The organism is Streptomyces sp. HB132 (assembly GCF_016909575.1).
Taxonomy (GTDB): domain Bacteria; phylum Actinomycetota; class Actinomycetes; order Streptomycetales; family Streptomycetaceae; genus Streptomyces.
In genome coordinates this window covers 89203-114510 of sequence record NZ_JAFBGA010000003.1, presented here as the reverse complement: position 1 = coordinate 114510, position 25308 = coordinate 89203, and the positions used below count along the sequence as shown (strand labels likewise).

At 71.5% G+C, this 25308-nt stretch carries 24 protein-coding genes; 17 read left to right on the top strand and 7 right to left on the bottom strand.

The annotated features are described in order from the left end of the window. Positions 1–44 precede the first annotated feature (44 nt). Positions 45–278: a hypothetical protein gene (locus tag JOC24_RS08215; protein WP_205019469.1), complete on the bottom strand. Its 234-nt coding sequence runs from the start codon at positions 276–278 to the stop codon at positions 45–47. Positions 279–543: 265 nt separating this feature from the next. Between JOC24_RS08215 and JOC24_RS08210 the strand changes: the two genes are divergently transcribed. Continuing rightward, positions 544–1269: a VOC family protein gene (locus JOC24_RS08210; protein ID WP_205019468.1), complete on the top strand. Its 726-nt coding sequence runs from the start codon at positions 544–546 to the stop codon at positions 1267–1269. A gap of 60 nt (positions 1270–1329) precedes the next feature. On the opposite strand, the gene JOC24_RS08205 is transcribed toward JOC24_RS08210, so the two are convergent. Beyond that, complete coding sequence (locus JOC24_RS08205; protein WP_205019467.1) at positions 1330–2139, bottom strand: NAD-dependent epimerase/dehydratase family protein; 810 nt, start codon at positions 2137–2139, stop codon at positions 1330–1332. A gap of 344 nt (positions 2140–2483) precedes the next feature. Here JOC24_RS08205 and JOC24_RS08200 point away from each other — a divergent pair, with 344 nt between their 5' ends. From JOC24_RS08200 to JOC24_RS08125, 16 genes are all read left to right on the top strand, one after another. Beyond that, positions 2484–3440 (top strand): 5-dehydro-4-deoxyglucarate dehydratase, encoded by a 957-nt coding sequence (locus tag JOC24_RS08200; RefSeq protein WP_205019466.1) that lies wholly within the window; start codon positions 2484–2486, stop codon positions 3438–3440. Next, on the top strand, positions 3437–4624 hold the full coding sequence (locus JOC24_RS08195) for a hypothetical protein (RefSeq protein WP_205019465.1): 1188 nt from the start codon (positions 3437–3439) through the stop codon (positions 4622–4624). Before JOC24_RS08200 ends, JOC24_RS08195 begins: the two co-directional genes overlap by 4 nt. Positions 4625–4859: 235 nt before the next feature. Continuing rightward, complete coding sequence (locus JOC24_RS08190; protein ID WP_205019464.1) at positions 4860–5516, top strand: GntR family transcriptional regulator; 657 nt, start codon at positions 4860–4862, stop codon at positions 5514–5516. Between the two features lie 50 nt (positions 5517–5566). Next, a complete protein-coding gene (locus JOC24_RS08185; protein ID WP_205019996.1) occupies positions 5567–6469 on the top strand; it encodes a dihydrodipicolinate synthase family protein in 903 nt (300 codons plus the stop codon). Then, positions 6466–8211 carry an L-arabinonate dehydratase gene (araD, locus tag JOC24_RS08180; RefSeq protein ID WP_205019463.1) on the top strand — a complete coding sequence of 582 codons (1746 nt, stop codon included), beginning with the start codon at positions 6466–6468 and terminating at the stop codon, positions 8209–8211. Before JOC24_RS08185 ends, araD begins: the two co-directional genes overlap by 4 nt. A gap of 122 nt (positions 8212–8333) precedes the next feature. Beyond that, positions 8334–9272: a carbohydrate ABC transporter permease gene (locus JOC24_RS08175; RefSeq protein ID WP_205019462.1), complete on the top strand. Its 939-nt coding sequence runs from the start codon at positions 8334–8336 to the stop codon at positions 9270–9272. Further along, positions 9269–10186, top strand: coding sequence for a carbohydrate ABC transporter permease (locus tag JOC24_RS08170; protein WP_205019461.1), 918 nt, complete (start codon positions 9269–9271; stop codon positions 10184–10186). The genes JOC24_RS08175 and JOC24_RS08170 overlap by 4 nt, the downstream gene beginning before the upstream one ends. 46 nt (positions 10187–10232) lie before the next feature. After that, entirely contained in the window at positions 10233–11405 is a 1173-nt protein-coding gene (locus JOC24_RS08165; protein ID WP_205019460.1) for a Gfo/Idh/MocA family protein, read from the top strand. Continuing rightward, a complete protein-coding gene (locus JOC24_RS08160) occupies positions 11402–12226 on the top strand; it encodes a DUF6807 domain-containing protein (RefSeq protein ID WP_205019459.1) in 825 nt (274 codons plus the stop codon). The genes JOC24_RS08165 and JOC24_RS08160 overlap by 4 nt, the downstream gene beginning before the upstream one ends. Beyond that, entirely contained in the window at positions 12223–13773 is a 1551-nt protein-coding gene (locus JOC24_RS08155) for a glycoside hydrolase family 43 protein (protein WP_205019458.1), read from the top strand. The genes JOC24_RS08160 and JOC24_RS08155 overlap by 4 nt, the downstream gene beginning before the upstream one ends. A 28-nt stretch (positions 13774–13801) precedes the next feature. Next, positions 13802–14182: a hypothetical protein gene (locus JOC24_RS08150; RefSeq protein ID WP_205019457.1), complete on the top strand. Its 381-nt coding sequence runs from the start codon at positions 13802–13804 to the stop codon at positions 14180–14182. Between the two features lie 44 nt (positions 14183–14226). Continuing rightward, entirely contained in the window at positions 14227–15561 is a 1335-nt protein-coding gene (locus JOC24_RS08145) for an ABC transporter substrate-binding protein (RefSeq protein WP_205019456.1), read from the top strand. A gap of 130 nt (positions 15562–15691) precedes the next feature. Continuing rightward, the gene (locus JOC24_RS08140) at positions 15692–16522 is read left to right on the top strand and encodes a rhamnogalacturonan acetylesterase (protein WP_205019455.1); all 831 of its coding nucleotides are present in this window, start codon (positions 15692–15694) and stop codon (positions 16520–16522) included. An 84-nt stretch (positions 16523–16606) separates the two neighbouring features. Then, positions 16607–17935 (top strand): pectate lyase family protein, encoded by a 1329-nt coding sequence (locus JOC24_RS08135; protein WP_205019454.1) that lies wholly within the window; start codon positions 16607–16609, stop codon positions 17933–17935. A 94-nt stretch (positions 17936–18029) separates the two neighbouring features. After that, on the top strand, positions 18030–19133 hold the full coding sequence (locus JOC24_RS08130) for a pectinesterase family protein (RefSeq protein ID WP_205019453.1): 1104 nt from the start codon (positions 18030–18032) through the stop codon (positions 19131–19133). Then, positions 19130–20209: a dienelactone hydrolase family protein gene (locus tag JOC24_RS08125; protein ID WP_205019452.1), complete on the top strand. Its 1080-nt coding sequence runs from the start codon at positions 19130–19132 to the stop codon at positions 20207–20209. Before JOC24_RS08130 ends, JOC24_RS08125 begins: the two co-directional genes overlap by 4 nt. Positions 20210–20374: 165 nt before the next feature. Here the strand turns inward: JOC24_RS08125 and JOC24_RS08120 are convergent, their stop codons facing one another. From JOC24_RS08120 to JOC24_RS08100, 5 genes are all read right to left on the bottom strand, one after another. After that, positions 20375–21208, bottom strand: coding sequence for a pectate lyase (locus tag JOC24_RS08120; RefSeq protein WP_205019451.1), 834 nt, complete (start codon positions 21206–21208; stop codon positions 20375–20377). Positions 21209–21376: 168 nt separating this feature from the next. Beyond that, positions 21377–22087, bottom strand: a complete 711-nt coding sequence (locus JOC24_RS08115; RefSeq protein ID WP_205019450.1) for a hypothetical protein — start codon at positions 22085–22087, stop codon at positions 21377–21379. Beyond that, positions 22087–22659: a SigE family RNA polymerase sigma factor gene (locus tag JOC24_RS08110; RefSeq protein WP_205019449.1), complete on the bottom strand. Its 573-nt coding sequence runs from the start codon at positions 22657–22659 to the stop codon at positions 22087–22089. The genes JOC24_RS08115 and JOC24_RS08110 overlap by 1 nt, the downstream gene beginning before the upstream one ends. A gap of 251 nt (positions 22660–22910) precedes the next feature. Next, positions 22911–24362 (bottom strand): peptidoglycan D,D-transpeptidase FtsI family protein, encoded by a 1452-nt coding sequence (locus JOC24_RS08105; RefSeq protein WP_205019448.1) that lies wholly within the window; start codon positions 24360–24362, stop codon positions 22911–22913. A 150-nt stretch (positions 24363–24512) separates the two neighbouring features. Continuing rightward, positions 24513–25283 carry an IclR family transcriptional regulator gene (locus JOC24_RS08100; protein ID WP_205019447.1) on the bottom strand — a complete coding sequence of 257 codons (771 nt, stop codon included), beginning with the start codon at positions 25281–25283 and terminating at the stop codon, positions 24513–24515. Positions 25284–25308 lie beyond the last annotated feature (25 nt).

The following is a 25308-nucleotide window of genomic DNA, read 5'->3' as shown; positions in this document are numbered from 1 at the left end:
CGGCTTTGCCGTTCCCTTACCTTCGCGGGTTTGCTCCGGACGGCTCAGCGGCCGCCGCGCAGCCGGTTGCGCGGGTGTTCGCGGGCTGTGCGCTCGTTGCCGTGCCGGTACGCGCCCGTCCAGCGCGCCATCACGAGCTGGGCGTCGCCCGACGTCACTTCGGCCAGGAACTTCGCCGCCCGGTCGCCGCGCAGCGTTCCCGCGGGGCGGCCGTGGTGGGTCACGGTGACGCTCACGTCGCCCTGTTGCTCGTACTGGAATCCGGATGGTTTCGGCATGGTCGTATGATGCCCGTCCACGCGGCCGCGGGCAGGGGAATTGCGCACCACGAGGCGTCCCGGGAAAGCCGGTGCGCGCCCGCCCCACCGGTGTGAACTCCGGTGTCCCGTCCCGACGTCGTCCCGTCCCGACGTCGTTCCGTTGGGGCGGCCGGACCCCCGCCGGGGAAACTCGGATGCGGGTGCCGCGCGGCGGCCCTAGGCTGCGCTCGCGCGGCGGGCGAGGCGCCGTATCGACCGTCGACGTATCGGAGATGCACCGGGTATGGCCAGTGAACTGTTCGCGATCTGCTTCAACGCGACCCGGCCGTCCGGCCTGGCGCGGTTCTGGTCCGGGGTCCTCGGCTGGGAACAGGTGGACGGCCCGGACGGCGACATCGCCGTCCTGCCCCCTGATCCCACCGGGTTCCGCATCCGCTTCCGGCCGGGCAGGGAGCCGAAGACCGCTCAGAACCGAGCGCACTTCGACCTGACGAGCGCCTCCCCGGAGGATCAGCGGCAGACGGTGGCCAGGGTGCTGGAACTCGGCGGGATCCACATCGACGTGGGCCAGCTCCCGGAAGAGGGGCATGTGGTGCTCGCCGATCCGGACGGCAACGAGTTCTGTGTCATCGAGGCGGGCAACGAGTTCCTCGCCGACACCGGTGTCATCGGAGCGCTGGCCTGCGACGGCACGCAGGAGGTCGGCTACTTCTGGAGCGGGGCGCTGCGCTGGCCGCTGGTCTGGGACCAGGAGCAGGAGACCGCGATCCAGTCGCCGGACGGCGGTACGAAGATCACCTGGGGTGGTCCCCCGGTGGCGCCGAAGGCGGGCACGAACAGGCTGTACTTCGAGCTCGCGCTCCCCGCAGGCGCCGACCGGGACGCGGAGGTCGGCCGCCTGGTCTCGCTCGGCGCGACGCTCACCGGCGAGGGTGAGGGCGGCATGCTGCTGATGCTCGACCCCGACGGCAACGAGTTCTCCGTGCAAAGGCCACGGCAGGGGAACTGAAGCCGTGCGTCCGCGGCCCCGGGCATCGCGCGGGGCGGGCGGGGACTCCGTGGACACGGCCTAATAGGGCCAGATCGGCGGGTCCGTGACGAAGTGGCCGCCGAGGTGGGCGTGGTCGGGATTCTCGGGGTCCAGCTCGCCGTGCTCGGCGACGAGCTTGTCCGCGTACTGCTCGGAGTCGTCCTGCGGTTCGTATCCGAGGGAGCGGGCCGTCGTCAGGTCCCACCAGAGACGGGTGTTGTCGGAGGAGCCGTACACCACGGTGTGCTGCACGTCCTCGGCGGTGAGGGCCGCGTGGAGGAGGCGCGCTCCGTCGCCGGGGCTCATCCAGACGGAGAGCATCCGTACGGACGTCGGCTCCATGAAGCAGGAGCCGATGCGCACGGAGACGGTCTCCATGCCGTGCTTGTCCCAGTAGAACTGCGCGAGGTCCTCGCCGAAGGACTTCGACAGGCCGTAGAAGGTGTCGGGGCGCCGGGGCGTGTCGACGGGGATCAGCGGGTCGCCGGCGAGGGGGCGCGGGGTGTAGCCGATGGCGTGGTTGGAGGACGCGAACACGATGCGCCCGACGCCCTCCTCGCGCGCGGCCTCGTAGAGGTTGTAGGTGCCCTCGATGTTGGAGCGCAGGATCTTGTCGAACGGGGCCTCCAGGGAGATGCCCGCGAGGTGGATGACCGCGTCGACCCCCCGCACGGCCTCCCGCAGCGCGTCCTTGTCGCCGAGGTCGGCGGTGACGGCGTCCGGTTCGCCCTCGATGGGGGTGAGGTCGAGGAGCCGGAGGTCGTAGCCGTACGCGGGGAGCAGCCCCCGCATCAGGGTGCCGAGGCCGCCGGCGGCGCCGGTGAGCAGGACGGTGCGGGGAGCGGGCATACGGGGATCTCCTCGGTGCGGGCGCAGGTGCTCAGGGCGCGCACGCGGTGTGCGCGGACGGTGCTGTGCTGCGCGGGGCCGGATGTGCGGACGGCAAGGTACGCGTGGCACGCAGATGTCACGCAACCGCCCGGTGCGGCAACTGCGTGGTCGGCATTCACATGCGTGGACAAGCTAAGAACTCGTGGCGGGCTCCGTCAAGTGTCGCTCCATGTGGGTCGCTCCGCCTCGGGGTTGGCTGTTCGTCTCTTGACCGGCGCCGCGCGACTGGCTTAGCGTGGCGGCGTTCAGAAATATGGACACCGATCATAATTGTGCACGCTGGATCTGCCCAGGGAGCGCCCGTGACCTCAGCCCCCCTTGCCGCCCGACTCACCGATGTCGCCGGGCCGCTCTTCTTCCCCGTCACCGCCTACGGGCCTGACGGCGCCGTCGACCCCGACGTCTTCCGCGCGCACGTGCGCAAGGGGATCGACGCCGGGGCCGCAGCCGTCTTCGCCTGCTGCGGTACCGGCGAGTTCCACGCCCTGGCCCCGGACGAGTTCCGGACCGTCGTCCGGGCGGCCGTCGAGGAGGCCGCGGGGCAGGTGCCCGTCGTCGCCGGTGCCGGCTACGGCACCGCGCTCGCGGTCCAGTACGCGAAGATCGCGGAGGAGGCGGGAGCGGACGGTCTCCTCGCCATGCCGCCCTACCTCGTCGTCGCCGGCCAGGAGGGGCTGCTGGCCCACTACGCCGCCCTCGCCGCCGCCACCTCGCTGGAGACCATCGTCTACCAGCGGGACAACGTGCTCTTCACCCCGGAGACCGTCGTCGCACTGGCCCGGACCCCCGGGATCATCGGACTCAAGGACGGCCACGGCGACCTCGACCGGATGCAGCGCATCGTCAGCGCCGTGCGCACCGCGCTTCCGGGCGAGGACTTCCTCTACTTCAACGGGCTGCCCACCGCCGAGCTCACCGGGCTCGCCTACCGGGGCATCGGCGTCACGCTCTACTCCTCCGCCGTGTTCGCCTTCGCCCCCGACATCGCCCTCGCCTTCTACCGGGCTCTGGAGTCGGGCGACGACGGCCTGGTCAACGCGCTGCTCGACCACTTCTACCGGCCGCTCGTCGAACTGAGGGACAAGGGCCGCGGCTACGCGGTGTCGCTCGTCAAGGCAGCCGTCCGGCTCGAAGGCCTGGAGGTCGGCCCGGTGCGCACCCCGCTCACCGAGCCCCCGGCCGCGCACGTCGAGGAGCTGGCCGCGATCATCGCCGCCGGACGCGCGCTGCTGGAGAAGCACGCGGGGGACGTCAGGTGAAAGCCTCCGCCTTCCTCTACCCCTGGGACGTCGTGGGGGACCCGGGCGCCGCGGACCGCCTCGCGGGTCTCGGCGTCCAGCAGGTGACGCTGGCCTCCGCCTACCACTCCACCCGGGCCCTGACTCCGCGCCACCCCGGCCGCCGGATCGTCACCGCCGAGCACGCGGCGGTGCTCTACCCGCCCGACGCCACGCGCTGGGCGGGGCGTGAGCTGCGGCCCCGCACCCAGTCCTGGGTGGCGGGGGAGGACCCGTACGCCGAGGCCGCCGAGGCCCTGGCGGGCGCCGGCCTCCAGGTGCACTCGTGGGTGGTCCTCGCGCACAACTCCCGCCTCGGCGCGGAGCATCCGGACACCTCCGTCGTCAACGCCTACGGCGACCGCTACCCCTGGGCGCCCTGCATCGCGCGGCCCGCCGTCCACGCCTACCTGGTGGACCTGGCGGCGGAGGCGGCCGTGCGCCCTGGAACGTCGGGCACCGAGCTGGAGTCGTGCGGCTGGTACGGCTTCGCCCATCTGCACGCCCACGACAAGGTCTCCGGGGTCGCCCTCGGGGACGCGGCGCAGTACCTGATGTCCCTCTGCTTCTGCGGGGACTGCCGGGCCGGATACGCCGGTGTCGGGCTGGACGCCGAGGAGCTGCGCGCCGCCGTGCGCCACGCCCTGGAACCAGTCTGGGCCGAATCCGGTTCCGGCGGGCAGGGATGGGCCGGGGTGGAGGAACTGCTCGGCGCCGGCCTGGCCGACGCCACCCTGCGGTGGCGCCGGCAGGTCGCCAGGGGCCTCCAGGAGGCCGCCGTGGCCGCCGTCCGCGCCGCGGCGGCACCGGCACCGGGCTTCCAGGTCCTGCTGCACGCCGACCCGGCCCCCCACCGCACCGGCGCCAACGTCGGGACGGATCCCGCCCACATCCTGGCCGCCGCGGACGGTGTCGTGCTGCCCTGCACCGGCGGCGACGCGGCACGTGAGGCGGTGCTCGGGCCGTTCGCCGGACTGTCCGGGGTGCTGGCCGCGAACTTCAACGTGGTCACCGGCATGGGCGGCAGCCCCGGCACGCTGGCGCGGGACGCCGCGCACGCGGCCTCGCTCGGCGCGAACGAACTGCGCCTCTACCATGCGGGCCTGGCCTCCGGGCCGGACCTGGACGCCGTCACGAAGGCCCTGGCAGCCGTCCGCGGCGGCTGATCCCCGGGCGCCCGGCGCCCCCCAGAAGCGCAGGTCCCCGGCGAGCGGCCGGGGGCCTGCGCCGTTCGCGTCCCGGGCGCCGCGCGGGCGCCCCGGGAGCGTCACGGTTCCGCGTTCGCCGAACTTCTTTCGCCAGAAGCGTTGACGAAACATTCCCACCGCTCTAGCTTCATCGCGTCGTACTTCGTACGTCATATATGAGACGCCATACGCGAGATGCGAGAGCTCTTCACCCATGACCTTTGCGCCTGCCCCGATTCCGTCCAGGACCCAGTACGTGCTGGAGGCGATCAAGCACGCGATCCTCACCGCGCAGCTGAAGCCCGGTCAGGCGCTCGTGGAGACCGAACTCGCCGCGCAGTTCGGGGTGTCCAAGACACCCGTACGTGAGGCGCTGAAGACGCTCGCCGGTACCGGGCTCGTGGTCATGAGCCAGTACAAGGGTGCCACCGTACGGCTCGTGGACGCGACCATGGCGCGGGAGGTGTACGACGTGCGCCTGCTCCTCGAGCCCGAGGCGCTGCGCCGCTCGATCACCCGCAAGAGCTCGCTGGAAGCGGCCCAGGAGGCCCTGGAACGCGCCGACTCGGCGATCGACAAGGCGGACCGGTCGCTCGCCAACCGGGACTTCCACCGGGCCCTCTACCTGCCCTGCGGCAACCCGCTGCTCGCCCGGATGCTCGACGAGATCCGCGACCAGGCGGCACTCGTGTCGACCGTGGCCTGGACGGCCATCCCCACCTGGGAACGCGAGGCGGCGGAGCACCGCGAGATCCTGCGGCTCGCTCTCGCCGACGACGCGGAAGCCGCCGCAGGTGCCCTGCACGACCACATCGCATCGTTCGTACGCCGTGCCTTCCCCGACGAAGAAGACGGGGGTGACACGGCGTGAACCACCAGCTGGACACGGATCACCAGCACCTCGACGAAAGGTCAGTCCGCATGGACTTCTCCCCGCTGAAGGCGGCCCTCGCAGACGTAGTGGCGATCCCGGTGACCCCGTTCGCCGAGGACGGCACCATCGACGTCCCGGCGCACCGCGCCCTGCTGCGACGGCTGCTCGACGGCGGTGTCCGCATCGTCACCCCGAACGGCAACACCGGTGAGTTCTACGCGCTCACCCCCGACGAGCGGCGTACCGTCACCGAGCTCACCGCCGAGGTCGCCGGTGGCCGCGCCACCGTCCTGGTGGGGGTCGGGCACGACGTACCGACCGCCGTCGCCACCGCCCGGCACGCCAGGGATATCGGCGCCGAGGCGGTGATGGTGCACCAGCCGGTCCACCCCTACGTCTCGCAGGACGGCTGGATCGACTACCACCGGGCCATCGCCGAGGCCGTCCCCGAGCTCGGAGTCGTGCCGTACATCCGCAACCCGCTGCTCGCCGGGGAGCGCCTCGCCGAGCTCGCCGACAGCTGCCCCAACGTCATCGGCGTGAAGTACGCCGTCCCCGACGCCGCCCGCTTCGGGGCGTTCGCCCGGGACGCCGGACTGGAGCGGTTCGTGTGGGTCGCCGGCCTCGCCGAGCTGTACGCCCCCTCCTACTTCGCCACCGGCGCCACCGGCTTCACCTCCGGACTCGTCAACGTCGCCCCCGGTGTATCGCTTGCCATGCTGGAGGCGCTGCGGGCGGGCGACTACCTCGCGGCGATGAAGGTCTGGGAGCAGATCCGCCGCTTCGAGGACCTGCGCGCCGACCGGCAGTCCGCCAACAACGTGACCGTCGTCAAGGAGGCCCTGGCCTCCCTCGGCCTCTGCCGACGCGACGTACGCGCACCGAGCCGGGAACTCCCCGAGGAGCAGCGCGCCGAGGTCGCGAGCCTGGTCGCCGGGTGGTCGATGTGACCGGCACCGGCGCGGCGGACCGCCGCATCACCCCCGAGGAGCTGCGCAGCCACCAGTGGTACGGCACGGACGGCCTCCGCTCGTTCAGCCACCGCGCCCGCACCCGGCAGCTCGGCTACCTCCCCGAGGAGCACCTGGGCAAGCCGGTCATCGCGATCCTCAACACCTGGTCCGACATCAACCCCTGCCACGTCCACCTGCGCGAGCGGGCGCAGGCGGTCAAGCGGGGCGTCTGGCAGGCGGGCGGCTTCCCGCTCGAGTTCCCGGTCTCCACACTCTCGGAGACCTTCCAGAAGCCCACCCCGATGCTGTACCGCAACATGCTGGCGATGGAGACGGAGGAGCTGCTGCGCTCCTACCCCGTCGACGGCGCCGTGCTGCTGGGCGGCTGCGACAAGTCGACGCCCGCGCTCCTGATGGGCGCCGCCTCCGTCGACCTGCCGACCGTCTTCGTGCCCGCCGGGCCGATGCTGCCGGGCCACTGGCGCAACGAGGTCCTCGGCTCCGGCACGGACATGTGGAAGTACTGGGACGACAAGCGGGCCGGCCTGATCGGCGACTGCGAGATGGCCGAGCTGGAGAACGGGCTCGCCCGCTCTCCTGGCCACTGCATGACGATGGGCACCGCCTCGACCCTGACGGCCGCCGCCGAGGCGCTCGGCGTCACGGTGCCGGGAGCCTCCTCCATCCCGGCCGTGGACTCCGGTCACGACCGGATGGCGGCGCAGTCCGGGATCCGCATCGTCGAACTGGTGTGGCAGCAGCTGAAGCTGTCGCGGATCCTCACGGCGGACGCCTACGAGGACGCGGTCGCCACCGTGCTCGCGCTCGGCGGCTCGACCAACGCCGTCATCCACCTGATCGCGATGGCGGGCCGCTCCGGGGTGAAGCTCACCCTGGACGACTTCGACCGCATAGCCCGCACCGTGCCCGTCCTCGCCAACCTCCGCCCCGGCGGCAAGTACCTGATGGAGGACTTCCACTTCGCCGGAGGGCTGCCCGGATTCCTGGCCCGGCTCACCGACGTACTCCACCTGGACCGGCCCACCGTCACGCACGGCACGATGCGTGAACAGCTCGACGGGGCGCTCGTCCACAACACCGACGTCATCCGGGAGCGCGACAACCCGCTGGCCGAGGAGGGTGGTGTGGCGGTCCTGCGCGGCAACCTCTGTCCGGACGGCGCGGTCATCAAGCACATCGCCGCCGAACCGCACCTGCTGCGCCACACCGGGCCCGCGGTCGTCTTCGACGACTACAAGGAGCTTCAGCGCACCATCAACGACCCGGCCCTGGCCATCACACCGGACCACGTGCTGGTACTCCGCAACGCCGGCCCCAAGGGCGGCCCCGGCATGCCCGAGTACGGCATGCTGCCGATCCCGGACTACCTGCTGAAGCAGGGCGTACGGGACATGGTCCGGCTCTCCGACGCCCGCATGAGCGGCACCAGTTACGGAGCCTGCGTCCTGCACATCGCACCCGAGTCCTTCGTCGGCGGACCGCTCGCCCTGGTCCGCACCGGTGACCTGATCACGCTGGACGTCGAGGCACGGCTCCTCCACCTCGACGTGTCCGACGAGGAGCTGGAGCTCCGCAGGTCCCGGTGGACCGAACCGCCCGCCCGCTACGGGCGCGGCTACGGGGCGCTCTACCAGGACCAGATCACCCAGGCCGACACCGGCTGCGACTTCACGTTCCTCGCCCGCCAGGGAGAGGTGCCCGACCCGTACGCGGGCTGAACCGGGCGAACAGCATTCAGCGCGCCGCCCCGTCCGGAATACCGAACGGCATGCGGTAAGCGCTTGCACCATGCACCGAAAGAACGGCACATCCAGCACTTTCCAGAGATCGGAGACGCGTCATGGCCCAATCCGCAGCCGTGGCCACACCGCCCCCCAAGGGGCAGGCACCCAAGCGCCGCTCGGCGACCCCCCGCCGTCTGCCGTATCTGCTGATCGCGCCCGCGGGCCTGCTGATGCTGGGCTTCATCGCCTATCCGGTGGTCAGCGTCTTCTACTACAGCCTGCAGAACTACAACGTCACCAAGCCGTGGCGGAACGGCTTCGCCGGCCTCGACAACTTCACCCGGATCTTCACCGAGGACGAGCAGTTCTGGCCGACGCTCGGCTTCAGCGCCCAGTGGGTCTTCACCCAGGTGACGCTGCAGCTCGCACTCGGCCTCGCCCTCGCGCTGATCGTCAACCAGACCTTCATCGGCCGCGGCATATCGCGCGCCATGGTCTTCTCGCCCTGGGCCGTCTCCGGCGTGCTGACCAGCACCATCTGGATCCTGCTCTACAACTCCTCGACCGGCTTCAGCCGCTACCTCGCGGACGCCGGCATCGGTGAGTACGGCACCTCGGTCCTCTCCGACACCGGGACCGTCTTCTGGGCCGCCACCGTCTCCGAACTCTGGCGCGGAGTCCCCTTCTTCGCCATCCTCATCCTCGCCGACCTGCAGTCCGTCTCCAAGGAGCTGTACGAAGCGGCGTCGGTGGACGGCGCCGGCCGGCTGCGGCAGTTCTTCCACATCACGCTCCCGCACCTGCGCGACGCGATCATCCTGGCCACCCTGCTGCGCGGGGTCTGGGAGTTCAACAACGTCGACCTGCTCTACACCCTCACCGGCGGCGGGCCCGCGGGTGAGACCACCACCTTGCCCCTCTACGTCGCCAACACAGGCATCGAGGGCCACGACTTCGGGTACGCCTCCGCGCTCACCACCGTCGCCTTCGTGATCCTCCTCTTCTGCTCGATCGTCTATCTGCGCCTGAGCAAGTTCGGAGGCGACAACAAGTGACCGCCGCACTCGTGGAGAAGAACGACGCCCGCACGCCGGGACCGTCCGGGGGAACCGACCTCCCGCCGCCCTCCTCGCCCCGCCGCACCAAGCGCGAGCGTGCCTTCGACGACGTACCGCGCTGGCAGATCTATCTGCCGCTCGGCATCTACCTGCTCTTCACGCTCATCCCGTTCTACTGGATGTTCCTCTTCGCCGTCCGGCCCGCGGGATCCACCTCGCTGGTGCCCTGGCCGATGACGGGGGACCACTTCTCCAAGGTCTGGAACGAGCGCAGCTTCGCCGTCTTCTTCCAGAACAGCATGCTCGTCGGCGTCGCGACGCTCATCGCCACGACCCTCGTCGCGCTGGCCGGCGGCTACGCCCTGGCCCGGTTCGACTTCAAGATCAAGGGCGCCTTCATGCTGGCGCTGCTCTGCTCGCAGTTCATCCCGGGCGCCCTGATGCTCGTGCCGCTGTTCGAGATCTTCAAGAATCTCCAGATGATCAACTCCCTGGGGAGTGTCGTCATCGCGGAGACCGTCTTCCAGCTCCCCCTGTCGATCATCCTGATCAGCGGCTTCATCAAGAACGTGCCGGTCTCCCTCGAAGAGGCGGCCTGGGTGGACGGCTGCTCACGCTTCAAGGCCTTCTGCTCGGTCGTCCTGCCGCTGCTGCGCCCCGGGCTGATCGCGGTCGGCTCGTTCGCCTTCGTCCACAGCTGGAACCACTTCCTGTTCGCCCTGATGTTCCTCAGCGAACAGGACAAGCAGACGATCCCGGTCGGCCTCAACACCCTGATCGGCGCCGACAGCGTCGACCTGGGCGCGCTGGCCGCGGGCGGTGTCATCGCGGCGGTGCCCGTGGTGATCGTCTTCGCCTTCATCCAGAAGTGGCTCATCACCGGCTTCAGCGCCGGAGCCGTGAAGGGATGACGGACATGACCAGGAAGCTTCGCTGCGGAGAGGGGAGGGCGGACCGTTGAACACCACCACCCCCGTGCCCCTCGTCCTGGCCGGCGCCCGCGGCCACGGCCGCTGGCACCTAGCCAACATCCGCCGGCTCCAGCACCAGGGCCTGGTCAGACTGGCCGGAATCTGCGAACTGAACCCCCTGACCGACGGTGAACTCGACCTGTTCGCCGAGGAGATGCCCGAGCAGTCCGCCGACTTCGGGGCCCTCCTGGACTCCACCGGCGCACGCGCCGCCGTCATCTGCACCCCCATCCCGACGCACACCACCCTGGCCCTGACGGCGGCGGCCCGCGGCGTCCACCTCCTCCTCGAGAAGCCGCCGGCGGCGACCTGGGCCGACTACGCCCGCATGGCCGACGGGGTCCGGGAGGCCGGCATCGCGTGCCAGATCGGCTTCCAGTCCTTCGGCTCGCACGCCGTGCCCGCCATCAAGGACCTCGTACGCTCCGGGGCGATCGGCACGGTCCGGGGCATCGGCGCCGCGGGCGCCTGGGTCCGCGACGACGTCTACTTCCGGCGGGCACCCTGGGCCGGACGCCGCAGGATGGGCGGCACCGACGTGGTCGACGGAGTGCTGACCAACCCGCTGGCACACGCCGTCGCCACGGCGCTCGAACTCGCCGGTCCGGGAACCTCCGAGGACGTGGCCTCCATCGAGACCGAACTCTTCCGGGCCCACGACATCGAGTCCGACGACACCAGCTGTGTCCGGGTCACCACCACCGCGGGGACGCCGGTGACCGTCGCGGTCACCCTCTGCGCGGAGGAGGCCGGCGAACCCTATGTGATCGTCCACGGCGACCGCGGCCGCATCACCTTCTGGTACAAGCAGGACCGGGTCCTCGTCCAGCGCGCCGGACACGGCCCCGAGGAGGCCGTGCACGGGCGGACCGACCTCCTGGAGAACCTCGTCGGCCACCTGGAGCACGGCACCGAGCTCCTCGTACCGCCGGAGCGCACCGGCGCGTTCATGCGGGTCCTCGAAGCGGTGCGCACCGCCCCCGAGCCCACCGCGCTGCCCGCCACCGCCTGGCACACCCGGCCCGCCGACCGGGGCGACGGCGTACGGCGCATCGTGCGCGGCATCGACGGCACCGTCGCCTCCGCGGCCGACACCCTCAGCCTCTTCTCCGAACTAGGCGCCTCCTGGGCGCGCCCCAGCGAGGTGAGCACACCATGAGCACCGCAGTCCTCAGCTGCGCCGGACGCCCCGTCGGCCGCTACAGCTACCGGCCCGGGACGGACGGCCGGCCCTACCTCCACCCCGTCACCACCCTCGCGGGCACCCCCGTCACCGAGGAGCGACCGGCCGACCACATCCACCACCTGGGCGCCTCCGTCGCGGTGCCCGACGTTGCCGGGCACAACTTCTGGGGCGGGCGCACCTTCGTCCGCGACCAGGGCCCCACCGAGCTCGACAACCACGGGACGCAGCGCCACCTCGGCTGGAAGCTCCGCGACCCGGACGGCTTCGTGGAGGAGCTCAGCTGGGAGGCCGACGGCACCGAACTGCTGCGCGAGCACCGCACCGTCGCCGCGAGCGGACTCTCCGACACCGCCTGGGCGCTGGACTTCTCCTTCTCCCTCACCAACCGGGGCGGGACGGACCTCTCCATCGGCAGCCCCGCCACCAACGGCCGCCCCGGCGCCGGCTACGGCGGCTTCTTCTGGCGCGCGCCCAAGGAGGCCGCGCCGCCGGCGGTGTTCAGCGGCACCCTCGACGGCGAGGAGGCCGTGCACGGCAGGGCGGCCGACTGGCTGGCCCTCACCGGGGACGGCTGGACCCTGGTCTTCGCCGGCGCGACCGACGAGACGCGGCGCGACCCGTGGTTCGTACGGACCACCGAATACCCGGGGGTCGGCTCCTCCCTCGCCGCCGACCGCCGCCTCCCCGTCGCCGCCGGAGCCACCGTCGTACGCCGGATCATCACCGTCGTCGCCGACGGACGCCTCGGCCGGGACGCCGCGGCCGCCCACGTCCGCAAGGCGGTCGCCGCATGACGATGCCCTGGAGAGCCGACCTCGGGAACGGCACCTACCGCAACCCGGTCCTGAACGCCGACTGGTCCGACCCGGACGTCGTCCGCGTCGGCGACGACTACTACCTCACCGCCTCCAGCTTCGGCCGCGTCCCCGGACTGCCCCTGCTGCACTCCCGCGACCTCGTCAACTGGGCCCTCGTCGGCCACGCCCTCGAACGGCTCGGCCCGGACGCCGACTTCGCCGTGCCTCGCCACGACTGCGGGGTGTGGGCGCCGTCGCTGCGCCACCACGCCGGACGCTTCTGGATCTTCTGGGGCGACCCCGACCACGGCATCCAGCAGATCAACGCCGAGAACATCCGCGGCCCCTGGAGCGCCCCGCACCTGGTCAAGGCGGGAAAGGGCCTGATCGACGCCTGCCCCCTGTGGGACGAGGAGACAGGTGAGGCCTACCTGGTGCACGCCTGGGCGAAGTCCCGCTCCGGCATCAAGAACCGGCTCACCGGCCACCGCATGAGCCCCGACGGACGCGAGCTCCTCGACGAGGGCACGACCCTCGTCGACGCCGACACGATCCCGGGCTGGTTCACCCTGGAGGGCCCCAAGGTCTACCGCCACGACGGCCACTTCTGGATCTTCGCCCCGGCCGGGGGAGTGGAGACCGGCTGGCAGGGCGCCTTCCGCTCGCGGACGTTCGCCGGCCCCTACGAGGAGCGGGTCGTCCTCGCGCAGGGCAGCACCGAGGTCAACGGCCCGCACCAGGGCGGCTGGGTCCGCACCGCCGCGGGTGAGGACTGGTTCCTGCACTTCCAGGCCCGCGGAGCGTACGGCCGCGTGGTCCACCTCCAGCCGATGCGCTGGGACGGCGAGGGCTGGCCCGTCATCGGCGACGAAGGCGAACCCGTCCTCACGCACCGCCGCCCCGAGGCCCCGGAGCAGCCGGCCGAGGCACCGGCCTCCAGCGACGACTTCCCCGGTGGGCGCCACGGCCGTCAGTGGCAGTGGACGGCCAACCCGCGACCCGGCTGGACGGTCGGCCACGGAGGCGACGGGCTGCGCCTCAGCTGCGTGCGGACCGCTTACGCGCACGATCTGCGCGCCCTGCCCAACGTCCTGGTACAGCGGCTTCCCGCCGAGGAGTTCACCGTCGAGGTGGGCATCGCGCTGGACACCCGCGAACCGGGGGCCAAGGCCGGGCTCGCCGTGCTCGGGGACGCCTTCTCGTGGATCGGCCTGGAGGCCGGGGCCGACGGGGCGACAAGCCTCGTGCACCGGTACGCCGAATCCGTGGCCGAGCACGAGCGGGACGCCGGCCATCCCCGCCCCGCGCCCGACGCCGCCGTCCGCGTCCGGATCGAGGTCACCCGGGGCGCCCGATGCCGCTTCTCCGCGGACACCGGGGACGGGACCGGCTTCCGGCCGACCGGCCAGGTCTTCGCCGCCACCCCCTGGCGCTGGGTCGGCGCGCTGCTGGGCCTCTTCGCCACCGCACCGGCAGGTGGCGGGCCCTCCGGCACAGCAGGCTTCACCACGTTCCGCACCACCGCGAGACCTCGCAGCATCTGACCCCGCACCGCTGGATGGGAGAGCCGCAATGACGCACCTCCGTACCGAGCGCACCAGAGCGAGAACACCGTTCACGGCCGTCGCCCTTGTCATGCCCGCCGCATCGGGCGAGGCGTCGGCGGCCGCGAGGACACAGCCCGTCGCGCACCACGGCGGCGGACCACCCGGCACGCCCCACGGATTCGCCTCGCCGGCGCGCGGCACCACCGGGGGCCGCGGCGGCGAGGTGGTCACCGTCACCGACCGGGCGGGCCCGGAGAGGTACGCCGGTGCGCAGCGGCCCCACGTCATCCGGGTGGCGGGTTCCGTCGCCGTCGAACCCTTCGGCGCGGACATCGACGTCACGTCCGACAAGACCATCCGCGAGGACAGCCAGTACACCGCCGCGCCGCACCGCACACACCACTGACCTCCCCCCACGTACGCGTACAGATCCGAGAGAGAAGAGCCGACATGAACATCTCGAAGACGCTCCGGGGGCGTGCCGCGACCGCGGTGTCCCTCACGGCGGTCCTGGCCCTCGGCGCCACCGCCTGTGGTGACGACGGCAGCAGCTCGGGCACGGAGGGCAGCGGAAAGGGCGAGATCACCTTCTGGGACAACAACGGCGGTCCACGCACCGCCATCTGGACCGAGATCATCAAGGACTTCGAGAAGGAGAACCCTGACATCGAGGTCAAGTACGTCCCGATCCCGATCGCCGACGTCCAGTCCAAGTACGACACGGCCATCGCGGGCGGCGGGCTGCCCGACGTGGGCGGCGTCGGCACCGCGTACCTGGCCGGCATGGTGTCCCAGGAAGCCCTGGAGCCGATCAGCGACCGGCTGGACAAGTCGCCGCTGAAGGGCAAGCTCGTCGACAACATGGTCGAGAGCGTCAGAGCCGCGGCCGGCCGGGGCGAGGACATGTACACCGTGCCGACCTCCGCGAACAACGGTGCGCTGTGGTACCGCACCGACCTGTTCGAGCAGGCCGGCCTGGACGCGCCGACCACCTGGCCCAAGTTCTACGAGGCCGCCGACGAGCTGACCGACGCGAAGAACAACAAGTTCGGCTACACCATCCGCGGCGGCGCCGGCTCCATCGCGCAGGCCCTGGACGCGATCTACGGCCAGACCGGCATCACGGAGTTCTGGGACGGCGAGAAGACCACCCTGAACGACCCGAAGAACGTCGCGGCGCTGGAGAAGTACGCCGCCCTCTTCAAGAAGACGACGCCGGCCGCCGACGTCAACAACGACTTCACCAAGATGGTCGCCCAGTGGGACACCGGCACCATCGGGATGCTCAGCCACAACCTGGGCTCCTACCAGGACCACCTGAAGGCCCTGGGCGAGGACAAGTTCGCCGGGATACCCGCCCCGATCGGTGAGGGCGGTACACGCGTCCAGGTCTCCAACCCCGTCGACGGCCTCGGCCTGTTCCGGTCCAGCAAGAACAAGAACGCGGCCTGGAAGTTCATCGAGTTCGCCGCGTCCCACGAGTCGAACAGCAAGTGGAACGAGTCCGCGGGAGCCATCCCGGCCAACACCGAGGCCGCCAAGGACCCGTGGATCAACGAGACCGAGCCGACCGCGCTCGCCGCGAAGGCCCTCACCGACGGTTCCACCAAGATCGTCGACCTGCCGTACTACCTGCCCGACTGGAACAACATCAGCAAGGCCGACAACGAGCCGGAGTTCCAGAAGCTGCTCCTCGGCAAGGTCACGTCCAAGGACTTCCTGGACAAGATGGCCGATGAGCTGAACGCCGCCCAGAAGGAATGGACCGAACTGGGCAACGGCTGACCCGGTCGTACCACCACGGCGCGGCCACCCCGATGACCGGGGGACCGGCGGCGGTCCGGGTCGCACCCCGCCGCCGGCCCCCCTCCCCACGCACCACCTCACGTGTGTCACCGAGAGAGGCAGTCATCCTGTGTCACTCACCCGCAGACGGACGGCAGCCGCGCTCCTCGCGCTGCCCCTCGCCCTCAGCGCCACCCCCGCGGTCGCACACGGCGGCGGTGGCGGGGGCAGGCCCCGGCCCCGGACACTCCACATCGCGGGCGACTCCACGGCGGCCCGGAAGTACGCCGGTGCCGCGCCCGAGACCGGCTGGGGCATGGCCCTCCCCTTCTTCCTGAGCCGTGCGCTCACCGTCGCCAACCATGCGGTGAACGGACGGAGTTCCAAGAGCTTCATCGACGAGGGCCGCCTCACCGCCCTCCTGGACGGCGTCCGCCCCGGCGATCTCGTCCTCATCCAGTTCGGGCACAACGACGAGAAGACCGAGGACCCCGCCCGCGGCACCGACCCGTACACCACCTACCAGGACTACCTGCGCCAGTACGTCCAGGGCGCCCGCGCCCGGCGCGCGGAGCCCGTCCTGATCACCCCGGTCGAGCGCCGCCGCTTCGCCGAGGACGGCACCGCGAAGCCCACCCACGGCGACTACCCGGCCGCCATGCGCGCCCTGGCGTCCGAGGAGGGCGTCACCCTGCTCGACGTGCAGGCGCTCTCCCTGGCCCGCTGGCAGCAGCTCGGCCCCGACGGGACCCTGGCGTACTTCAACTGGCTCGAGCCCGGCGAGTCGCCGAACTACCCCGACGGCAAGCAGGACAACACCCACTTCCGGCCCGACGGCGCCGTCGACGTGGCCCGGACGACCGCCCGCGCCCTGCTGGACGGGCGCGTACTCGCCCCGCGCGACCTGCGCCGCCTCGACGAGCCGGTGCCCGGAGCGTGGATCACCTGGCCGCAGGCCTGATCGCCTCCGCACCTCCCGCCGTTGCCGCGCCGCCTTCCCCCGCTCACCCGAGCATCTTCCGCGTACGACAGTTAGGGATCCGCCATGCCCGCACGCATGAGACATGTCCGCGCCATCGCCGTCGTGACGGGCTGCGCCTCACTGGCCCTCGCCGTGAGCCTCCCCGCCCAGGCCGCCACCCACCACGGCAAGGGCATCGAGCGTTCCGTGCTCCCGGCCGGTGACGGCTGGGCCTCCGCCGGCGGCGCCACGACCGGCGGCGCCGCGGCCGGCCCCGAGCACGTCTACACCGTCACCGACCGGGCCGAGCTCATCGCCGCCTTCGAGGACGCGGGTGACGCGCCCAAGATCGTCAGGATCGCCGGTACCGTCCACGGCAACTCCGACGCCGCAGGCACCCCGATCGGCTGCGAGGCCTACCAGCAGGACGGCTACACCCTGGAGAAGTACCTCGCCGCCTACGACCCGGCCGTCTGGGGCACGGACGAGGTCCCGGCGGGCCCGCTGGAGGACGCACGGGCCGCGTCCGCGAAGCTGCAGGCGGCGGCGGTCAACGTCAACGTCCCCTCCAACACCACGCTCGTCGGCGTCGGCAGGGACGCCACGATCATCGGCGCCAGCCTCCAGGTGAAGAACGTCTCGAACGTCATCGTCCGCAACATCGCGTTCGAGGACACCTACGACTGCTTTCCCCAGTGGGACCCCACCGACGGTGACCAGGGCGCCTGGAACTCCGAGTACGACAACCTCGTCGTGTACGGCTCCAGGCACGTCTGGGTCGACCACAACACGTTCAGCGACGGCGACCGGCCCGACGCCGGGCAGCCCTCCTACTTCGGCCAGATCTACCAGCAGCACGACGGCCTCTTCGACATCGTGCGCGGCGCAGACCTCGTCACCGTCTCGTGGAACGTCCTCAAGGACCACGACAAGACCATGCTCATCGGCAACAGCGACGGCGCCGGGGCGAGCGACCGGGGCAAGCTCCGCGTGACGCTGCACCACAACCTGTTCAAGGACGTGAAGGAGCGCGCGCCCCGCGTCCGCTTCGGTCAGGTCGACTCGTACAACAACCACTTCGTCGCCACCGCGGGCGCGGCCTACGGCTACACGTACGGCATCGGCGCCGAGTCCGCCCTCGTCGCGGAGCACAACGCGTTCACCGTGCCCAAGGGCCTCGACAAGGCGAAGATCCTCAAGAAGTGGTCCGAGTCCTCCCTCACGGCGGAGAACAACTACGTCAACGGGCGGAAGACCGACCTGATCGCCGTGCACAACGCGGGCGTGCCCGCCGAGCAGCTCACCGAGGGCGCCGGCTGGACCCCGGCGCTGCGCACCGCGGTCAACCACCCGCTCGTCGTCCCGCTGCTGGTGGGCCTGGGCGCGGGCGCCGGCAAGCCGTCCCTCCGCTGACCCCCACCCCGAGACCGGCCGGAGCGGCACCGCACCCTTCCACCACCCCGGAAGGCGCCGCTCCGGCCCGCCCCTCCTTGCAAGGAGTACCGCCATGCCCAGCAGACGCAGTGCGCTGACCCTGTTCGCGGGGGCGGGCGCAGCCCTGGCCCTCGGTGCACCCGCCGCACACGCCCGGCCCGCCCACTCCCGCCCCTTCGGCCGTTACGGTTCACCGTCCCGGCGGCTCGACGCCCGGACGCTGTACGTCGACCCGCACGGCAGGGGCGACCACACCGACGTACGGTCCGCCGTCGAGGCCGCGTCCGGCACAGGCCACACCCTGGTGCTCGCGCCCGGCACCTACCGCGGCACGGTCCTCGTCACCGCGGACCGGACCGGTCTCACGCTGATCGGCGCGAGCGGCGACCCCCGCGACACCGTCGTCGTCCACGACAACGCGGCCGGTACGCCCAGGCCCGACGGCTCCGGCACCCACGGCACCAGCGGATCGGCCACCGTCACCGTCCAGGCCGCGGGCTTCACCGCCCGCGACGTGACCTTCGCCAACGACTGGCTGCGCTCCGACAACCCGGAGTACACCGGCACCCAGGCCGTCGCGATCAAGGTGCAGGGCGACCGCTCGGCCTTCTTCGGCTGCCGCTTCCTCGGCCACCAGGACACCCTGTACGCCGACTCCCCCGCCCTCACCGCCTTCGCCCGCCAGTACTACCGCGACTGCTACGTCGAGGGAGACGTCGACTTCGTCTTCGGCCGCGCCACCGCCGTCTACGACCGCTGCCACTTCCGCGCGCTGACCCGCACCGACCTCGCCTCCGCCCCGTACGGCTTCGTCTTCGCGCCCAGCACCGCCGGAGCCAACCCGCGCGGCTACCTGGTGCTGCGCTCCCGGGTCACCAGCACCGCCCCCGACGCGTACTACAAGCTGGCCCGCCCCTGGGTGCCCTCCTCGGACCTCACCGCTCGTCCCATGCTGACGGTCCGCGACAGCCACCTCGGCGCGGGCATCGACGCGGTCGCTCCGTACGGCACGATGTCCGCGGGTTTCCCCTGGCAGGACCAGCGCTTCGCCGAACACCGCAACACCGGCCCCGGCGCGCGCGTCACCGTCCCCGGCAACCGTCCGCAGCTGTCCGCGTCGGAGGCCCGCGCGCACACCCCGGCCGGCTGGCTGGGCGACTGGCGTCCCTACGCGTGAACCTGGGCATCACCCATCGGGTACTCCCCGCCTTCTACGAGCGGCTCAGGGACGAACTCACCTTCCCGCTCTCCTGGGAGAGGTCCCCGACCCGAGACTTCCCGGCATGGCGCGCCGAGGCGCGCGCCGTGGCCGGGGAGTCGCTGATGCAGCCGGTGACGCCCGGCCCCGAGCCGTTCGACCCGGTGACCGTCGACGAGTCCCCCGCCGGTCCGTACACCGCGCGCACCGTGGAGTTCGCCCTCAGCCGCTACGGGCGGGCGCGCGGCTCGCTGCTGGTGCCCCGCGGGGCGGGGCCCTTCCCCGCGGTGCTGGTCCTGCACGACCACGGGGCCGAGTTCACGATCGGCCGGGAGAAGACCGTACGGCCCCGGTCGGATCCGGACCGCCTCGCACGCGCGACCGCATGGGCGGACCGGCACTACGACGGCCGGTTCATCGGGGACGAACTGGCCGCCCGCGGCTACGCCGTGCTCGCCGTGGACACCCTCGGCTGGGGTGACCGCGGCCCGCTCGCCTACGAGGACCAGCAGGCCCTGGCCGCCAACCTCCTCCAGCTCGGCACCTCGCCCGCCGGTCTCGCCGCCCACGAGGACATCCGCGCCGCGGCCTTCCTCGCCTCTCTGCCCGAGGTGGACGAACTGCGCGTCGGCGCACTGGGTTTCTCCATGGGCGCCTACCGGGCGTGGCAGCTCTCCGCCCTGTCCGACGGGGTCCGGGCCGCGGCTGCCGTCTGCTGGATGACCGGGCTCAAGCAGATGGTGGTGCCGGGCGACAACACCTTGCGCGGCCAGTCCGCGTACTTCACGCTCCACCCGGGGCTGCACCGCCGGCTCGACATCCCGGACCTGGCGTCACTCGCCGCCCCCAAGCCCGCGCTCTTCCACGCCGGTGGCCGCGACCACCTCTTCACCGCGGCCGGTGTGACGGCGGCGTACGCGAAACTGCGCGCGGTCTGGGAGTCGCAGGGAGCGGGCGACCGGCTCGACACCACCGTCTGGCCGGACGTCGGCCATGCCTTCACGTCCGTGATGCAGGACGAGGTGTTCAGCTGGCTGGACACCTGGCTCGCCTGAGATCCGACAGGGCCCCGAGGCGGCCGGCCGCTTCCCACGTCCTACGCGAGGGGCACGCACCCCCCGCGGGCTCCTCGGCCATCGCAACAGCACGGCCGGCAACGCGGATACACATCACGCGGGGGCGCGGACACCACGGTGTCCGCGCCCCCGCACCGCTACCTCCTAGTCGTAGCTGAGGTCCGACGCGGTGTAGCGGCAGTACGTGCCGTCCGGGCCGCTGCCCGTCTCCTTGGGCTCGGCACCGGTGTTGTTGCCGGTGTAGCGGACGCACGGCTTGATCTTCTTGCTGCTGTCACCGTGGATCCGCACCGAACGCAGCGCCGCGGTGTCCCCGTAGTTGGTGTTGATGCCGACCAGGGACTTGCCCGGCGCCGTGATGTCGACGTCGTTCACGATGATCTCGCGCTTGTACTGCTTGGAGCAGTTGCCGCAGGAGCGGACGAGCTTGCCGAAGTCCGCGACCTGGAACTTCGTGACGACCAGCTTGCCCGCGCCGTTGAACTGGAAGACCTTGTCGGAGGCCTTCTTCGCGCCGCCGCCGTACACCGTGTAGACGGAGCCGCTCGACGTGCCCTTGAAGGACGCGGCGTCCTCGCCGACATCCTCCCACCAGACGTTCTGGATGGTGCAGCTGCCGGAACAGTGCACGCCGTCGGCAGCCGGCGAGCCCAGGATGACGTTCTTGAGCGTCGCTCCGTCGGCCAGCTTGAAGATCGGGTCCTGGCCCTCGTCCTGGCCGCCCCCGCCGAGGTCGCCGCTTCCGTGGAAGCGCTTCAGCGAACCGTCGTACGTCCCCGAGACCGCGATGGTCTTCGAGACGGCCTGGGTGCCGGTCGCACTGGGCCAGGCGGGTACGGCGGCCGTCGCCGCGCCCGCGGGCTGCAGCATCACATTGGTCGCCAGAGCGGCACCGGTGAGACCCAGGGCCGCGGTGAGGGCGGCAGCCATACGGCGCCTGCCGGGCCTGCGCCGGTGCGTGTGCGCTCGTTCGCTCATGTTCTTCGGTCCGTTCCTTAGGGGGTGGGGGAGTGTTTCGCGCTCTTGGGTCGCCACCGCCCGGGAAAGGGTTGCCGTGTTCCTCACCTGTTTTTCGCCGCGGACCCATCCGGCCCCCGGCGGGGCCGCCCCGCCACGCCGCCGTCCGCGAGCCGCGCCGCCGTGCGATCAGCGCGTCCTCGCGAAGCCGCCGCCCACCGAGGTCTGTTCGCCCGGGGTCTGCCCATGTGCCGTGTAGTCGTCCCGCTCCGTGCCCCGGTCGCCCTCCGCGTGGTTGTACTGCCCCGCGAAGGTGTGCGTACCGGCCGGCACGCTCCGTCCCGGTTTCAGGTTCCAGCGGTAGACCAGGAAACCGTCCTCCTCGCGTGCGGACGCCGTGAAGTCCCGCTCGGGCAGGGAACGCCAGGAACCGGTGGAGTTCACCCCGCCGGTCAGCGCGACCCTGAGCTCGACGGTGAGCCCGGACAGCGGCCGGGTGGTTCTGATCGTCACCTCGCTCTGCGCCCAGTAGCCGTTGCTGTTCGGATTCACCGAACCGTCCGACCGCAGCGGACCCTTGGCGGCGGGCAGTGCGACGCCGCGGCCCGGGGGCGGCGACGCCGGGGCGGGCGACGCGGGCCCCGCCGCCACCCGCTGCCCGTCCTTCGGCCCCACCCGGTCCGTGGACGTGACCGCGAAGGCGCCGGCCGTGAGCACCCCGCACACCGCCGCCGTCGCCCCGGCGATCCGCAGCCACGGCATCGGCGTGCCGGGGGCGCGCGCGCCCCGGGCGGGCGGTTCCCGGGTCATGCCGCGCTCGATCCGGGCCAGCATCCGCTCCCGGTCGGGGCGGTGCGAAGCGGCAGCCGTGCGCAGCCGCTCCCGCAGGTCCTCGTCCATCACTGCCTCTCCGCGGTGGGCCGCCCGGCGGCCGCCACCTGTACCTGGGCCGCCGGGGTCTCGGGACCGAGCAGCCGCTGCAGTTCCGCCACACCGCGCGAGGTCTGGCTCTTCACCGTACCCACCGAGACCCCGAGGACCAGAGCGGTGTCCCGTTCGGACAGGTCGAAGGCGTGGCGCAGCACCACACACGCGCGCTTGCGGAACGGCAGCCGGCGCAGGGCGCCTTGGACGTCCACCACGGCCGAGACGTCGGGGCCGTCCACCGCGTAGCCGTCCCCGGTCCCGCGGGGCGCCCAGAACAGCGCGATCCTCCTGCGCTCACGCACCGCGCTGCGGATACGCGTACGGGCGAGGTTGGCTACGACGCCCCTCGCGTACGCCGCCGGGTGGTCGGCGCCCCTGACACGGTCCCAGCGGTGCCAGAGCGCCATGAGCGCGTCGGCGGCCAGGTCGTCCGCCGCATCGGCCTCGCCCGTCAGCAGATGGGCGAGCCGGGCGAGTTCGGCATAGTGCGCCTCGAAGAACGCACGGAACTCGGCGGCAGCAGCATCATCCACGACTGTGCCCACGGGTACCTCTTCTCTGCACGGGATCCCTGCGCGCTCGAACGGGTTGTGTACGTTCCCAACTCCGTTCGCGGGGCGAGAGCGTACCAACGCGCACCCCGGAAGCGCTTCGACGCGTGTGCCTTTCCCAGTAAGGCGTAACGCGGCGAAAACGTGAACCCCTGGTGCCGGAGCAACCGTTCCGTTCGCGCGGAACCGGCCTCGGCGAGCCACCGGGCGCGCAGCGCGCCGTACGGGCGGTTGCCCCCGCTCCGTCAGCGTCCCAGGGCCGCCTTCATCATCTTCTGCGCGATCGGCGCGGCCAGGCCGTTGCCGCTGACCTCGGAGCGGGCCGCCCCGGAGTCCTCGACGACCACCGCGACCGCGACCTGCTTGCCCGTCGAGTCGTCCTTCGCGTACGAGGTGAACCAGGCGTACGGGGTGTTGCTGTTGTCCACGCCGTTCTGCGCGGTTCCCGTCTTGCCGCCCACCTCGGCGCCGTCGATCCGCGCGTTGCTGCCGGTCCCCTTGTCCACGACGGTCACCATCGCGCTGCGCAACTGCTCGGCCGTCGACTCCTTCACCACCCGCTCGGTGTCTCCGTCCGGGTACTGCTGGAGCGTCGAGCCGTCGGAGTCGGTCACCTTCGCGACCATGTGCGGTGAGGCGAGCTCGCCGCCGTTGGCCAGGGCCGCCGAGACCATGGCCATCTGCATCGGGGTCGCGGTCACCTCGAACTGGCCGATTCCGGTCAGGGCGGTCTGGGCCTCGTCCATACCGGTCGGATACACACTCTCCGAGGCCCGCACCGGTACGTCGAGCTTCTCCGTGTCGAAGCCGAAGGCGTCCGCCATCGCCTTCAGCCTGGCCTGTCCGAGATCGGCCGCCACCTTCGCGAAGACGTTGTTGCAGGAGTACTGCAGCGCGGTGCGCAGCGTGGCGTTCTCGCAGGGGGCCGAGGGGTTCTCGTTCGACAGGACCGTGCTCGTGTTCGGCAGGGTGTACGGATCCGGGCTGTCCGTGGGTTCGTCCACCGATCCGTACAGGCCGTTCTCCAGCGCGGCCGAGGCCACCACCAGCTTGAACGTCGAGCCGGGCGGCAGCGGCTGCCTCAGCGCCCGGTTGACCAGTGGCTTCTTCCCGTCGTCGAGCAGCTTCTGCCAGGCGTCGCCGTCCGACGTCCCGCTGATGCCGGACGGGTCGTACGAGGGCGAGGACACCATCCCCAGGATCCGCCCGGTCTCCGGATCCATGGCGACCGCGGCACCCTGGTCGTCCCCGAGCGCCTGGAAGGCGGCCTTCTGCACGTCCGGGTCGATGGTCGTCAGGACGTCGCCGGGGGCCGCCTGCTCGCCGGTGAGAAGATCGGTGGGGCTCTTCAGGCGGTCGTCGGTGCCGTCGAGGACATCGCTGTAGATGCCTTCGAGCTGGGTTGCGCCGTAGGCCTGCGAGCTGTAGCCGGTGACCGCCGCGTACAGCTCGCCCCGGGGGTAGGTGCGTTTGTAGCGGAGGTCGTCGTCGTCCGTCTCCTTCGAACCGGTGACCGGGGAGCCGGCCACGATGATGTCCCCGAGCGGCTGCGCGTACTGCGCGATGGTGTTCCGCCGGTTGTGTTCGTCGTCTGCGAGCGCCTTGCCCTCGTACGCCTGCACCCAGGTCACCCGCACCAGCAGGGCGAGGACCGTCAGCAGGCAGAAGACCGAGGCGCGCCTGATCGTCTTGTTCATCCCGCTGGAGGACGAACGGGGACACCGGGGGCGTTCCCGTCCGTGTTCCTTCTCACCGTATTCGAGGGTGGGCTCTTCGAAGGTGGGCGGGCGGCGGTGCGAGAGGTGTCCCTGCCGTGCCCCGGCCTCCAGGGTGAGGACCTCCGGTGCTCAGAGCCTGCGGGTCGCAAGGGTGAGCCGGTCGCGGGCGTCGAACAGGGCGTCCTTGACCATCTGCTCGTGCGCCGGTGTGAGCCGGGCGACCGGGACCGAGCAGCTGATCGCGTCGCGCGCCGGAGTGCGGTACGGGATCGCGACGCCGAAGCAGCGCAGCCCCAGCGTGTTCTCCTCGCGGTCCACGGCGTACCCCTGCTCGCGGATGACGTGCAGTTCCTCGATCAGTTTCTCGCGGTCGGTGAGCGTGTGCTCCGTCAGGGCCGGGAGCGTCTCGGGCAGCATCTTGCGGACCTGCTCGTCGCTGTGGGTCGCCAGCAGCGCCTTGCCGAGCGAGGTGGAGTGCGCGGGCAGCCTGCGGCCGACGCGGGTGAAGGGGCGCAGGTAGTGCTGGGACTGCCGGGTGGCGAGGTAGACCATGTTCGTCCCGTCCAGCCTGGCCAGGTGGATGGTCTCCGTGGTGTCGTCGGAAAGCCGGTCCAGGGTCGGCCGGGCGGCGGCGACCACCTCGTCGCCGTCGATGTACGAGGTGCCGACGAGCAGGGCGCGCACACCGATGCCGTACCGCGTGCCCGTGGCGTCGGTCTCCACCCAGCCGAGCTCCACCAGCGTGCGCAGCAGCATGTAGAGGCTGGACTTGGGGTAGCCGACGGCTTCCTGCACGGCGGCCAGCGAGTGCATACCGGGCCGCCCCGCGAAGTATTCGAGGAGTTCCACCGTCCGTACAGCGGACTTGACCTGCGCCCCACCGGACTCGCCAACCGACATGCCTGATGCCCCTTCCAGCCTTCTT

Bases quoted from the DNA above. Each gene is read 5' to 3' on its own strand.
- JOC24_RS08145 (WP_205019456.1), top strand. From the start codon at position 14,227: ATGAACATCTCGAAGACGCTCCGGGGGCGTGCCGCGACCGCGGTGTCC.
- JOC24_RS08190 (WP_205019464.1), top strand. From the start codon at position 4,860: ATGACCTTTGCGCCTGCCCCGATTCCGTCCAGGACCCAGTACGTGCTG.
- JOC24_RS08160 (WP_205019459.1), top strand. From the start codon at position 11,402: ATGAGCACCGCAGTCCTCAGCTGCGCCGGACGCCCCGTCGGCCGCTAC.
- JOC24_RS08210 (WP_205019468.1), top strand. From the start codon at position 544: ATGGCCAGTGAACTGTTCGCGATCTGCTTCAACGCGACCCGGCCGTCC.
- JOC24_RS08155 (WP_205019458.1), top strand. From the start codon at position 12,223: ATGACGATGCCCTGGAGAGCCGACCTCGGGAACGGCACCTACCGCAAC.
- JOC24_RS08100 (WP_205019447.1), bottom strand. From the start codon at position 25,283: ATGTCGGTTGGCGAGTCCGGTGGGGCGCAGGTCAAGTCCGCTGTACGG.
- JOC24_RS08175 (WP_205019462.1), top strand. From the start codon at position 8,334: ATGGCCCAATCCGCAGCCGTGGCCACACCGCCCCCCAAGGGGCAGGCA.
- JOC24_RS08115 (WP_205019450.1), bottom strand. From the start codon at position 22,087: ATGGACGAGGACCTGCGGGAGCGGCTGCGCACGGCTGCCGCTTCGCAC.
- JOC24_RS08105 (WP_205019448.1), bottom strand. From the start codon at position 24,362: ATGAACAAGACGATCAGGCGCGCCTCGGTCTTCTGCCTGCTGACGGTC.
- JOC24_RS08185 (WP_205019996.1), top strand. From the start codon at position 5,567: ATGGACTTCTCCCCGCTGAAGGCGGCCCTCGCAGACGTAGTGGCGATC.
- JOC24_RS08205 (WP_205019467.1), bottom strand. From the start codon at position 2,139: ATGCCCGCTCCCCGCACCGTCCTGCTCACCGGCGCCGCCGGCGGCCTC.
- JOC24_RS08215 (WP_205019469.1), bottom strand. From the start codon at position 278: ATGCCGAAACCATCCGGATTCCAGTACGAGCAACAGGGCGACGTGAGC.
- JOC24_RS08150 (WP_205019457.1), top strand. From the start codon at position 13,802: ATGACGCACCTCCGTACCGAGCGCACCAGAGCGAGAACACCGTTCACG.
- JOC24_RS08135 (WP_205019454.1), top strand. From the start codon at position 16,607: ATGCCCGCACGCATGAGACATGTCCGCGCCATCGCCGTCGTGACGGGC.
- JOC24_RS08130 (WP_205019453.1), top strand. From the start codon at position 18,030: ATGCCCAGCAGACGCAGTGCGCTGACCCTGTTCGCGGGGGCGGGCGCA.
- JOC24_RS08120 (WP_205019451.1), bottom strand. From the start codon at position 21,208: ATGAGCGAACGAGCGCACACGCACCGGCGCAGGCCCGGCAGGCGCCGT.